Consider the following 13,268-nt stretch of genomic DNA (forward strand, 5'->3'; position numbering starts at 1 on the left):
CCGGAGGCACATCCCTCACCACCGCAGTGGTCACCACTCCGCCGAGCCGCGAGGCCCGCAGGCGGCCGCCGCCCGAGACCCATCCATCCTGGAGCATCCCTTAATGACAACCGCAACGACCGACAAGGCAACCAAGCAGGTCGCGATCAACGACATCGGGTCTGCTGAAGACTTTCTTGCCGCGGTCGAAAAGACTCTGAAGTTCTTCAACGACGGAGACCTCATCGAAGGCACCGTCGTGAAGATCGACCGCGACGAGGTCCTCCTCGACGTCGGCTACAAGACCGAGGGCGTCATCCCCTCGCGCGAGCTCTCCATCAAGCACGACGTCGACCCCTCCGAGGTCGTCAACGTGGGCGACAGCGTCGAGGCCCTCGTCCTCCAGAAGGAGGACAAGGAGGGTCGCCTGATCCTGTCCAAGAAGCGTGCGCAGTACGAGCGCGCGTGGGGCGACGTCGAGAAGATCAAGGAGTCGGACGGCGTCGTCACCGGCTCGGTCATCGAGGTCGTCAAGGGTGGTCTCATCGTCGACATCGGCCTCCGCGGCTTCCTCCCGGCCTCGCTCATCGAGCTGCGCCGCGTCCGCGATCTCACGCCGTACCTCGGCCAGGAGATCGAGGCGAAGATCCTCGAGCTCGACAAGAACCGCAACAACGTGGTCCTGTCGCGTCGCGCGCTCCTCGAGCAGACCCAGTCCGAGAGCCGCACCACGTTCCTGAACAACCTGCACAAGGGTCAGGTCCGCAAGGGCGTCGTGTCGTCGATCGTCAACTTCGGTGCGTTCGTCGACCTCGGCGGCGTCGACGGTCTCGTCCACGTCTCCGAGCTCTCCTGGAAGCACATCGAGCACGCCTCCGAGGTCGTCGAGGTGGGCCAGGAGGTCACCGTCGAGATCCTCGAGGTCGACCTCGACCGCGAGCGCGTGTCGCTCTCGCTCAAGGCGACCCAGGAGGACCCGTGGCAGGTCTTCGCCCGCACCCACGCGATCGGACAGGTCGCGCCGGGCAAGGTCACGAAGCTGGTCCCGTTCGGTGCCTTCGTCCGCGTCGCGGACGGCATCGAGGGCCTCGTCCACATCTCCGAGCTGTCGGGCAAGCACGTCGAGCTCGCCGAGCAGGTCGTGTCGGTCGGCGAAGAGGTGTTCGTCAAGGTCATCGACATCGACCTCGACCGTCGCCGCATCTCCCTCTCGCTCAAGCAGGCGAACGAGAACGTCGACCCCGAGGGCACCGAGTTCGACCCGGCGCTCTACGGCATGGCCACGGAGTACGACGACCAGGGGAACTACAAGTACCCCGAGGGCTTCGACCCCGAGACCAACGAGTGGCGCGAGGGCTTCGAATCGCAGCGCGAGGCCTGGGAGCAGGAGTACGCCGCTGCTCAGGCGCGCTGGGAGGCCCACAAGGCCCAGGTGGCCAAGTCGCAGGAGGAGGCGGCCACCGTCTCCGAGGGCGTCTCGGTCGGCGCCGGCTTCACCAGCGAGTCGACCACCGGCGGCACCCTCGCCGACGACGAGTCGCTCGCCGCGCTCCGCGAGAAGCTGTCCTCGAACAACTGATCGCGAGCACATCGCATCGAACGGCCGGTCCCCTCGGGGGCCGGCCGTTCGGCGTTCCGGGCGACGGCGCTGGGTAGGGTGGCCGGGTGCATCTCGTCGCCCTCACCGGAGGCATCGCCTCGGGCAAGTCCACTGTCGCCCGCCGTCTCGCCGAGCACGGAGCGGTGGTGGTCGACGCCGACGTCCTCGCGCGCGAGGTCGTCGAGCCGGGGGAGCCGGCGCTGGCGGCGATCGCCGAGCGCTTCGGCCCGTCCGTGATCCGCGCGGACGGCGCGCTGGACCGCCCGGCGCTCGGCGCGATCGTCTTCTCGGACGCGGCGGCCCGCGCCGACCTCAATGCGATCACCCATCCGGCGGTGACGCTCCGCTCGCAGCGGCTGTTCGCGGAGGCCGCCGAGGCGGACCCGGACGCGGTGGTCGTCTACGACGTCCCCCTCCTGGCCGAGGGCCGTGGAGCGGGGGAGTTCGACGAGGTGGTCGTCGTGCACGCGCCGCAGCCCCTCCGCATCGAGCGTCTCGTCGCCCTCCGGGGACTGACCGAGGAGGAGGCTCGTGCGCGGGTCTCGTCGCAGGCGAGCGACGAGGAGCGCCTCGCCCTCGCCGACGTCGTGATCGACTCCTCCGGCACGCTGGAGGAGACGCTCGCTCGGACCGACGCGCTGTGGGAGCGGCTCGCCCGCTGACGGTCCCTCCCGGACACCCGCCCTCGTGCCCGAGCGGCCCGGTCGGGGAGCGCACCCCCGTTCGCCGCCAGCGCACGCGCCGTCCGGTGTCGGTGGTCGCGGCTACGCTTCGAACCATGGAGCCAACCCGTGCCGTGCACCCGTTCGAGGTCATCAGCGAGTACAAGCCGAGCGGTGACCAGCCCGGCGCGATCGCCGATCTGAGCGCCCGCATCAACGCCGGCGAGACCGATGTCGTCCTGCTGGGCGCCACCGGGACCGGCAAGTCCGCGACCACGGCCTGGCTCGTCGAGGCCGTGCAGCGCCCCACGCTCGTGCTCGCGCACAACAAGACCCTCGCCGCGCAGCTCGCCAACGAGTTCCGCGAGCTGTTCCCCAACAACGCCGTCGAGTACTTCGTCTCGTACTACGACTACTACCAGCCCGAGGCATACGTCCCGCAGACCGACACCTTCATCGAGAAGGACAGCTCGGTCAACGCCGAGGTCGAGCGGCTGCGCCACTCCACCACGAACTCGCTCCTGAGCCGCCGCGACGTGATCGTGGTGTCGACCGTCTCGTGCATCTACGGCCTCGGCCAGCCCGAGCAGTACCTCGAGGCGATGGTGGCGCTCCAGGTCGGCCAGCGGGTCGACCGGGACCGCCTCATCCGCAAGTTCGTGTCGATGCAGTACGCGCGCAACGACGTCGACTTCGCCCGCGGCACCTTCCGGGTGCGGGGCGACACGATCGAGATCATCCCGATGTACGAGGAGCTCGCGATCCGGATCGAGATGTTCGGCGACGAGATCGAGGCGCTCTACACGCTCCACCCGCTCACCGGCGACATCGTCCGGAAGCTCGACTCCGTGTCGGTCTTCCCCGGCTCGCACTACGTCGCCAGCCAAGACGTCATGCACCGTGCGATCGACACCATCCAGCAGGAGCTCGAGGTGCGCCTGGCCGACCTCGAGAAGCAGAACAAGCTCCTCGAGGCGCAGCGCCTGCGGATGCGCACGACCTTCGATCTCGAGATGATGCAGCAGATCGGATTCTGCTCCGGCATCGAGAACTACTCCCGCCACATCGACGGCCGCGAGTCGGGCGAGGCCCCGCACTGCCTGCTCGACTACTTCCCGGACGACTTCCTCGTCGTGATCGACGAGTCGCACGTGACGGTGCCGCAGATCGGTGCGATGTACGAGGGCGACGCGTCCCGCAAGCGCACGCTGGTCGAGCACGGCTTCCGCCTGCCCTCGGCGATGGACAACCGGCCCCTGAAGTGGGAGGAGTTCAAGTCGCGCGTCGGCCAGACCGTCTACCTCTCGGCGACCCCGGGCCGCTACGAGATGGGTATCGCCGACGGCATCGTCGAGCAGATCATCCGCCCGACCGGCCTGATCGACCCCGAGATCGTCGTCAAGCCGACGAAGGGCCAGATCGACGACCTGCTCGAGGAGATCAAGCGCCGCACCGAGCGCGACGAGCGCGTGCTCGTCACGACGCTGACGAAGCGCATGGCCGAGGAGCTCACCGACTTCCTCACGGAGGCCGGCGTCCGGGTCCGCTACCTGCACTCCGACGTCGACACCCTGCGGCGCGTCGAGCTCCTCTCGGAGCTGCGGGCGGGCGTGTACGACGTCCTGGTCGGCATCAACCTGCTGCGCGAGGGGCTCGACCTGCCCGAGGTCTCGCTCGTGGCGATCCTCGACGCCGACAAGGAGGGCTTCCTCCGCTCGTCCACGTCGCTCATCCAGACGATCGGCCGTGCGGCGCGCAACGTCTCGGGCGAGGTCCACATGTACGCCGACAAGGTGACGGACTCGATGCGGCTCGCGATCGACGAGACCGACCGCCGACGCGAGAAGCAGGTCGCCTACAACCTCGACCACGGCATCGACCCGACGCCGCTGCGGAAGAAGATCGCCGACATCACCGACGCCCTCGCCCGCGAGGGGGCCGACACCGCCAAGCTGCTCGCCGGGCGCGACGCCAAGAAGAAGAGCCCGACGCCGAACCTGCGCCGTCAGGGTCTCGCCGCGAACGGCGGCAACGACCTCGAGGCGATCATCTCCGACCTCAACGGGCAGATGCTCCAGGCGGCGGGCGAGCTCAAGTTCGAGCTCGCGGCCCGGCTGCGGGACGAGGTCCAGGAGCTCAAGCGCGAGCTCCGCCAGATGGAGAAGGCCGGGCACCTGTCCTGATCGGGGGCGCTGATCCGCAAGGGGAGGGGCCCGCGGATCAGCGCCCAGCGAACGCCACGGGCGATGTCGGTGGCTCCGCATACACTTTCGGAGTGTCGATCCTGAACGCCGTTACGGACCCCTCCTCCACCCCCTCTCCCTCCTTCCACCGCTTCGTCTCCTCGCTCGACGAGTCGTCCTCGAAGCTGGTGGTGAGCGGCGCGCGGGTGCACAACCTGCAGAACGTCGACCTCGAGATCCCGCGCGACTCGATGGTGGTGTTCACCGGTCTCTCGGGCTCGGGCAAGTCCTCCCTGGCCTTCGACACGATCTTCGCGGAGGGCCAGCGGCGCTACGTCGAGTCCCTCTCCGCGTACGCCCGCCAGTTCCTCGGGCAGGTGGACCGGCCGGACGTCGACTTCATCGAGGGCCTCAGCCCCGCGGTCTCGATCGACCAGAAGTCGACGAACCGCAACCCGCGCTCCACCGTCGGCACGATCACCGAGATCTTCGACTACATGCGTCTGTTGTGGGCGCGCATCGGCGTCCCGCACTGCCCCATCTGCAGCGAGCGGATCTCCGCGCAGACCGTGCAGCAGATCGCCGACCAGCTGATGGAGCTCGAGACCGGTACCCGCTACCAGATCCTCAGCCCCGTCGTCTCCCAGAAGAAGGGCGAGTTCGTCGACCTCTTGAAGGAGCTGACCGCGGGCGGCTACTCCCGCGCCATGGTGGACGGGAAGCTCGTCCAGCTGAGCGAGCCGCCGGTGCTCAAGAAGCAGTACAAGCACGACATCTCCGTCGTGGTCGACCGGCTCGTGGCCGGCCCCGACATCCTCGGGCGCCTCACCGACTCGCTCGAGACGGCCCTGCGGCTCACCGACGGCATCGTGCAGATCAACTACGTCGACGGCGAGGGCGACGGCGCCTGGACCACCTACTCCGAGAAGCTGTCCTGCCCCAACAACCACCCGATCTCGCTGACCGAGATCGAGCCGCGGACCTTCTCCTTCAACGCGCCCTTCGGCGCCTGCCCGGAGTGCTCGGGCCTCGGCACGCGCATGTCGGTCGACGACGAGCTGCTGCTCGGCGACCCCGACCTGAGCATCGCCGAGGGCGTCATCATCCCCTGGACCACCCAGGGCAAGGGCTTGTTCCAGTACTACGAGAAGCTGCTCGACGGCCTCTCCCGCGACCTCGGCTTCACGCTCACCACCCCGTGGAAGCGCCTCAGCACCGAGGTGCAGCAGGCCGTCCTCCACGGCGACAACTTCGAGGTCAAGGTCAAGTGGAAGAACCGCTACGGCCGCGAGATGAGCTACACCTCGGGCTTCGAGGGCGTCGTGCCCTACATCGAGCGCCAGTTCGTCCAGGCCGAGACCGACGTCCAGCGCACCCGCTGGTCCGAGTTCCTCCGCGAGGTGCCCTGCCCCGTGTGCAAGGGCTCCCGCCTCAAGCCCGAGGTGCTCGCCGTGCTCGTGCACGGGGCGAGCATCGCGGACGTGGCCGACCTCAGCCTCGGCGACGCCCAGGACTTCATGAGCCGGCTCGAGCTGACCGACCGCGAGGCGCACATCGCCGCGCAGGTGCTACGCGAGATCCGCGCGCGCATCGACTTCCTCATCGAAGTCGGGCTCAACTACCTCAACCTCTCGCGCGCCGCCGCCTCCCTGTCGGGCGGCGAGGCGCAGCGCATCCGCCTGGCGACCCAGATCGGCTCCGGGCTGACCGGCGTGCTCTACGTGCTCGACGAGCCGAGCATCGGCCTGCACCAGCGCGACAACCGCCGCCTGATCGACACCCTCATCAAGCTGCGCGATCTGGGCAACACGCTGATCGTGGTCGAGCACGACGAGGACACCATCCGCACCGCCGACTGGATCGTCGACATCGGCCCGGGCGCCGGGGTCAACGGCGGCAAGGTCGTGCACTCCGGCTCCTACGAGTCGCTGCTCGAGAACACCCACTCGCTGACCGGCGACTACGTCTCGGGCCGCAAGGCGATCGAGGTCCCGAAGAAGCGGCGGAAGATCGACCGCAAGCGGATGATCAAGGTCGTCGGGGCGAACGCCAACAACCTCCGCAAGGTCGACGCGGAGTTCCCGCTCGGCACGTTCGTCGCGGTCACCGGGGTCTCCGGCTCCGGCAAGAGCACCCTCGTGAACGACATCCTCTACCGCGTGCTCGCCAACCAGCTCAACGGCGCCCGCAAGGTGCCGGGCAAGCACACGCGCGTCACCGGCCTCGAGAACCTCGACAAGGTCGTGCACGTCGACCAGAATCCGATCGGCCGCACGCCGCGCTCGAACCCCGCCACCTACACGGGCGTGTTCGACCGCATCCGCAACCTCTTCGCCGAGACCACCGAGGCGAAGGCGCGGGGGTACCTGCCCGGCCGCTTCAGCTTCAACGTCAAGGGCGGCCGCTGCGAGGCCTGCTCGGGCGACGGCACCATCAAGATCGAGATGAACTTCCTGCCCGACGTCTACGTCGCGTGTGAGGTCTGCGGGGGAGCGCGCTACAACCGCGACACCCTGACCGTGCAGTACAAGGGCAAGAACATCGCCGAGGTGCTCGACATGCCGATCGCCGAGGCGGCCGACTTCTTCGAGCCGATCACGGCGATCCACCGCTTCCTCCGCACGCTGGTGGAGGTGGGCCTCGGCTACGTCCGCCTCGGGCAGAGCGCGACCACGCTCTCCGGCGGCGAGGCGCAGCGCGTCAAGCTGGCGACCGAGCTCCAGCGCCGCTCCAACGGCCGCAGCGTCTACGTGCTCGACGAGCCGACGACGGGCCTGCACTTCGAGGACGTCCGCAAGCTCCTCCTCGTCCTCAACGGCCTGGTCGACAAGGGCAACACGGTGATAACCATCGAGCACAACCTCGACGTCATCAAGTCGGCCGACTGGCTGATCGACATGGGTCCCGAGGGCGGCGCCGGCGGCGGACAGGTGGTCGCGGTGGGCACCCCCGAGCACGTGGCGAAGGTCGAGGGCAGCCACACCGGCATGTTCCTCGCCGAGATCCTCGGCTGACGCGAGCGAGAGGCATGGCGCAGACAGTCGACTTCCGGCCGAAGCCGGGTGAGATCCCGACCCTCCCGGGCGTGTACCGCTTCACGGACGCCCGGGGGCGGGTGCTCTACGTGGGCAAGGCCAAGAACCTCCGCGCGCGGCTGAGCAACTACTTCGCCCCGCTGCCGAGCCTGCACGAGCGCACCCGGCGGATGGTCACCTCGGCCTCCGGCGTCGAGTGGACCGTCGTCGGCACCGACGTCGAGGCCCTGCAGCTCGAGTTCACCTGGATCAACGAGTTCGATCCACCCTTCAACGTCAAGTTCCGCGACGACAAGTCCTACCCCTACATGGCGGTGACGCTCGGCGACGAGGCCCCGCGGGTGATGGTCACGCGGAACGCCAAGATCAGGAAGGCCCGCTACTTCGGGCCCTACCCGAAGATCTGGGCGATCCACGAGACGATCGACCTGATGATCAAGGCGTTCCCGATCAGGACCTGCAACGACTCCAATTACAAGCGCGCCATGCAGAGCGGCAAGCCCTGCTTCGCGTCGCAGATCGGCCGCTGCGGCGGGCCCTGCTCCCACCGCGTCACCTTCGCCGAGCACCGCGAGATGGTCGACCGCTTCGTCGCCTTCATGGGCAGCCACGACCGCCGGATGATCGGCGAGCTCGAGAAGGAGATGCGCGAGGCCGCGGCGGCGATGGAGTACGAGCGCGCGGGGAAGCTGCGCGATCAGGCCGCCGCCCTCGACGCGGTCCTCGCCAAGAGCGCGGTCGTGCTCAAGGACAACGTGGACGTCGACCTCTACGCGATCGTCCACGACGAGCTCGCCGCCTCCGTGCAGCAGTTCCGGGTCCGCGGCGGGCGCATCCGCGGCGAGCGGGGCTGGGTCGTCGACAAGGAGCTCGACATGAGCACGGCGGAGCTCGTCGACACGGCACTCCAGGCCGCCTACGAGACCGGCGACGTCCCGCCCCGGGAGGTCGTCGTGCCGGAGCTGCCCGAGGACACCGAGGCGCTCGAGGAGTGGCTGAGCGGACTGCGCGGCACGAACGTGCGCCTCCGAGCGGCCCAGCGCGGAGACAAGGCCGCCCTCCTCGAGACGGCGACGCAGAACGCGAAGCACTCGCTGATGCTCTACAAGACCCGCCGCTCCGCCGACTTCACCGCTCGGACGCAGGCCCTGGAGGACATCCGCGACGCCCTCGGCATGAGCGAGGCGCCGCTCCGGATGGAGTGCTACGACGTCTCCCACCTCAGCGGCACCAACATCGTCGCCTCGATGGTGGTCTTCGAGGACGGGCTCGCGCGGAAGGACCAGTACCGGCGGTTCTCCATCGCGGAGTCGACGGACGACACCGAGTCGCTGCACCAGGTGCTCACCCGCCGCCTCGCGTACCTCCGCGAGCCGGTCGAGCCCGCGGCGGTCGACCCCGAGACCGGCGAGGCCAAGCGGCGCAAGTTCTCGTACCCCCCGCAGCTGCTGATCGTCGACGGCGGCCAGCCGCAGGTCGCAGCCGCGCAGCGCGCGCTCGACGAGTCCGGGGTGACCGGCATCACCCTCTGCGGGATCGCCAAGCGCCTCGAGGAGATCTGGCTGCCGGACTCCGACTTCCCCGTCATCCTGCCGCGCAACAGCGATGCGCTCTTCCTCTTCCAGCGCATCCGCGACGAGGCGCACCGCTTCGCGATCACCCACCAGAGGACGCGTCGCAAGCGCGACATCTCGTCGCAGCTGGCCGAGGTGCCCGGGCTCGGAGGCACGCGAGTTCGCGACCTGCTGAAGCACTTCGGATCCGTCGCCCGGCTCCGCGAGGCGGGCGAGGCCGAGATCGCCGAGGTCAAGGGCATCGGCCCGACGCTGGCGGGCGCGATCCACGCGCACCTGCATCCGGACGGGTCCGCCGTCGGGGGCACGCCCTAGGCTGGAGGCCCGCGCTCCGGGGGAGAGCGGCCGGTGCCCGGCACCGAGGACACGAGCAGACACGAGCACGGAGAGCGCATGAGCACGGAGAGCGAGCAGCAGGACGTGCTGATCGTCACGGGGATGTCCGGAGCGGGCCGGTCCACGGCCGCGAACGCGCTGGAGGACCTCGGCTGGTACGTCGTCGACAACCTGCCGCCGCAGATGCTGCGCCCGCTGGTCGACCTGGCGCAGCGTGCAGGGGACACGCTGCCGAAGATCGCGGCGGTCGTCGACGTCCGCGGACGCGACTTCTTCGAGGACCTCGGCGACATCGTCCGCGAGCTGCGCGCCGGGGTCGACCTCCGAGTGGTGTTCCTCGAGGCCACCGACGCCGCGCTCGTCCGCCGCTTCGAGCAGGTGCGCCGTCCGCACCCGCTGCAGGGCCGGGGGACCCTCCTCGACGGCATCTCCGCCGAGCGGACGCGCCTCGCTCAGCTGCGGGAGTCGGCCGACATCGTCATCGACACCTCGGACCTCAACATCCACCAGCTGGCCACCAGCATCACCGAGCGCTTCGCCGAGGCCGGCCGCGCGGGCCTCCAGGTCACGGTGATGAGCTTCGGCTTCAAGTACGGGCTGCCGACGGACGCCGACATGGTGGCCGACGCGCGGTTCCTGCCGAACCCGTACTGGATCCCGGAGCTGCGTCCGCACACGGGTCTCGACGAAGAGGTGAGAGACTACGTGCTGGCCCAGCAGGGCGCCGAGGAGTTCATCGACTCCTACTCCCGGGCCCTGCGCCCCGTGCTCGACGGCTACCAGCGCGAGAACAAGCGCCACGCGACCATCGCGATCGGCTGCACGGGAGGCAAGCACCGCTCCGTCGCGGTCGCGGGCCGTGTCGCGGCCCGTCTGGCCGAGCTGCCGGGCGTCGCCGTCAACGTGGCGCACCGCGACCTCGGCCGAGAATGATCCCCGCGCGCTCAGCCGCGCACCCGACGTAAGGAAGACTCCGTGGCCCTCACCGCAGACGTCAAGGGCGAACTGGTCGCGATCGTCTCGCGCAAGAACACCGTCCGTGCCGCCGAACTGGCGACCATCCTCCGCTTCTCCGGAGGACTGCACATCATCTCCAACCGCCTCGCGGTCGAGGTCGAGCTCGACTCCGCCCCGCTCGCGACCCGCGTGCGCCGCGACCTCGCCGAGCTGTACGGCGTCCGCAGCGAGGGCAGCATCGTCTCGGCCGGCGGATCCCGGAGGACCACGAGCTGGCTGGTGCGCGTCGTCGAGGGCGGGGACACCCTCGCCCGGCAGACCGGCCTCCTCGACCAGCGGGGCCGGCCCGTCCGCGGCCTGCCCAACCGCCTCACGACCGGCTCCCGCGAGGAGCTCGCCGCCCTGTGGCGCGGCGCCTTCCTCGCCCAGGGCTCGCTGACCGACCCGGGCCGCTCCGCGGCGCTCGAGATCATCTGCCCCGGCAACGAGGCGGCCATGGCGATCGTCGGAGCCGCCGGACGCCTGGGAGTCCAGGCCAAGTCCCGCGAGGTGCGCGGCGTCCACCGGGTCGTCATCCGCGACGGCGAGAGCATCAGCGCGATGCTCACCCTGATGGGCGCGACCGCGACCGTCGCGAGCTGGGAGGAGCTGCGCCAGCGCCGCGAGGTGCGGGCGACCGCGAACCGCCTCGTCAACTTCGACGACGCGAACCTCCGCCGCTCCGCCCAGGCCGCCGTCGCGGCGTGCGCCCGCGTCGAGCGCGCGATGGAGATCCTGGGCGACGACATCCCCGAGCACCTCCGCTACGCCGGGCGCCTGCGCCTCGCCCACCGCGACGCGAGCCTCGACGAGCTCGGCCACCACGCCGATCCGCCGATGACGAAGGACGCCGTCGCCGGCCGCATCCGCCGCCTCCTCGCGATGGCCGACAAGCGCGCGTCCGACCTCGACATCCCGGGCACCGACGCGAACCTCCCGGCAGAGCTGCAGGACCTGTAGGCCCGGCCGCACGGCGCGCCCCGCCCGGCGAACGCTGAGTGTCTCCTGGTCGAACAACGCAAGCCCTCCGAACGCGGAGGGGCCCCCTCGCTAGACTGATCGGGTCGCTCAGGACACTCCCGGCCCTCCTCCTCCGCCTCGCGGAGGACGCCGAGACGCCGGCGGGTCGCACGGGAGCGACGACCACGAACAGGAGATCGCACATGGCTGACTACACGCTCGCCGAACTGCCCTACGACTACTCGGCCCTCGAGCCGAACATCAGTGGGCGGATCATGGAGCTCCACCACGACAAGCACCACGCGACGTACGTGGCCGGGGCGAACACCGCCCTCGCCTCGCTGCAGGAGGCTCGCGACAGCGAGAACCTCGCGAACGTGAACAAGCTCCAGAAGGACCTCGCCTTCAACCTCGCCGGTCACGTGAACCACACCGTGTTCTGGAACAACCTCTCGCCGGACGGCGGCGACAAGCCCGTCGGCGAGCTCGCCGCGGCCATCGACGACAACTTCGGGTCGTTCGACAAGTTCCGCGCCCACTTCACCGCCTCGGCCCTCGGCATCCAGGGCTCCGGCTGGTCGATCCTCGCCTGGGACTCGCTCGGCGAGAAGCTCATCATCGAGCAGCTCTACGACCACCAGGGCAACCTCGCCGCGGCGACCGTCCCGGTCCTCCTCCTCGACATGTGGGAGCACGCCTTCTACCTCGACTACGTCAACGTGAAGGCCGACTACGTCAAGGCGTTCTGGAACATCGTGAACTGGGCCGACGTCTCCGCGCGCTTCGAGAAGGCCCGCGAGAAGACTTCGGGCCTGCTGCTACTGTCGTAGCGATCTCGGCGTCCCGGGCCCCGCGTCCGGGACGCCCTGTCGTCGGCTTCCACCCCTCCACTGCACCGTCGAGGTGCCTTTCCTCACCAGGAGATATCTGTGTCCGTCAAGATCGGCATCAACGGCTTCGGCCGTATCGGCCGTAACTTCTTCCGTGCAGCCCTCGCCAAGGGCAGCGACCTCGAGATCGTCGCGGTCAACGACCTCACCGACAACAAGGCCCTCGCGCACCTCCTGAAGTACGACTCCATCACGGGCCGCCTCGACGCGACCGTCGAGCTCGACGGCGACCGCATCGTCGTCAACGGCAAGCCGATCATCGTCCTCGAGGAGCGCGACCCCGCGAACCTCCCCTGGGGCGAGCTGGGAGTCGACGTCGTCATCGAGTCGACCGGCCGCTTCACCAAGTCGGAGGACGCGCGCAAGCACATCACCGCGGGTGCCAAGAAGGTCATCGTCTCCGCTCCCGCCACCGGCAGCGACGTCGCGACCCTGGTCCTCGGCGTGAACGAGAACACCTACGACCCCGCGACGCACGACATCATCTCGAACGCGTCCTGCACCACGAACTGCCTCGCGCCGCTCGCCAAGGTGCTGCTCGACAACTTCGGCATCGAGCGCGGCCTGATGACCACGGTCCACGCGTACACCGCCGACCAGAACCTCCAGGACGGCCCGCACAGCGACCTGCGTCGCGCCCGCGCCGCCGCCGTCAACATCATCCCGACCTCGACCGGTGCCGCCAAGGCGCTCGGCCTGGTCATCCCGGAGCTCGTCGGCAAGCTCGACGGCTACGCCCTCCGCGTCCCGGTCCCGACCGGCTCGATCACCGACCTCACCGTCGAGCTGACCAAGCCCGCCACCGTCGAGGAGATCAACGCGGCGTACAAGGCGGCCTCCGAGGGAGACCTCAAGGGCATCCTCAAGTACACCGAGGACCCGATCGTCTCGAGCGACATCGTGACCGACCCGCACTCGTCGATCTTCGATGCGGGCCTCACGAAGGTCATCGGCAGCCAGGTCAAGGTCGCCTCCTGGTACGACAACGAGTGGGGCTACTCCAACCGCCTCGTCGACGTCACCGAGTTCGTCGCCGGCAAGCTCTAAGGGCTG

9 protein-coding genes are annotated in these 13,268 nt (G+C 69.3%); all 9 read left to right on the forward strand.

All coding sequences use genetic code 11. The annotated features are described in order from the left end of the window. The first annotated feature begins 103 nt into the window (after positions 1–103). Entirely contained in the window at positions 104–1,558 is a 1,455-nt protein-coding gene (gene rpsA / locus C5D09_RS03650; protein WP_104221897.1) for a 30S ribosomal protein S1, read from the forward strand. Between the two features lie 86 nt (positions 1,559–1,644). Then, entirely contained in the window at positions 1,645–2,241 is a 597-nt protein-coding gene (gene coaE / locus C5D09_RS03655; protein ID WP_104263176.1) for a dephospho-CoA kinase, read from the forward strand. A gap of 116 nt (positions 2,242–2,357) precedes the next feature. Beyond that, entirely contained in the window at positions 2,358–4,424 is a 2,067-nt protein-coding gene (gene uvrB, locus C5D09_RS03660; protein ID WP_104221901.1) for an excinuclease ABC subunit UvrB, read from the forward strand. A gap of 188 nt (positions 4,425–4,612) precedes the next feature. Continuing rightward, complete coding sequence (uvrA, locus tag C5D09_RS03665) at positions 4,613–7,438, forward strand: excinuclease ABC subunit UvrA (RefSeq protein WP_258066913.1); 2,826 nt, start codon at positions 4,613–4,615, stop codon at positions 7,436–7,438. Positions 7,439–7,452: 14 nt separating this feature from the next. Then, complete coding sequence (gene uvrC, locus C5D09_RS03670) at positions 7,453–9,348, forward strand: excinuclease ABC subunit UvrC (protein WP_104268633.1); 1,896 nt, start codon at positions 7,453–7,455, stop codon at positions 9,346–9,348. Between the two features lie 78 nt (positions 9,349–9,426). Continuing rightward, positions 9,427–10,302, forward strand: coding sequence for an RNase adapter RapZ (gene rapZ, locus C5D09_RS03675; RefSeq protein ID WP_097166020.1), 876 nt, complete (start codon positions 9,427–9,429; stop codon positions 10,300–10,302). Between the two features lie 42 nt (positions 10,303–10,344). Next, positions 10,345–11,325: a DNA-binding protein WhiA gene (gene whiA, locus C5D09_RS03680; protein WP_104221905.1), complete on the forward strand. Its 981-nt coding sequence runs from the start codon at positions 10,345–10,347 to the stop codon at positions 11,323–11,325. A gap of 203 nt (positions 11,326–11,528) precedes the next feature. Next, positions 11,529–12,155 (forward strand): superoxide dismutase, encoded by a 627-nt coding sequence (locus tag C5D09_RS03685; protein ID WP_104221907.1) that lies wholly within the window; start codon positions 11,529–11,531, stop codon positions 12,153–12,155. Positions 12,156–12,254: 99 nt separating this feature from the next. Further along, positions 12,255–13,262, forward strand: coding sequence for a type I glyceraldehyde-3-phosphate dehydrogenase (gene gap / locus C5D09_RS03690; protein ID WP_104221909.1), 1,008 nt, complete (start codon positions 12,255–12,257; stop codon positions 13,260–13,262). The last annotated feature ends 6 nt before the right edge of the window (positions 13,263–13,268 follow it).

Source organism: Rathayibacter sp. AY1C9, from assembly GCF_002932315.1.
GTDB lineage: Bacteria > Actinomycetota > Actinomycetes > Actinomycetales > Microbacteriaceae > Rathayibacter.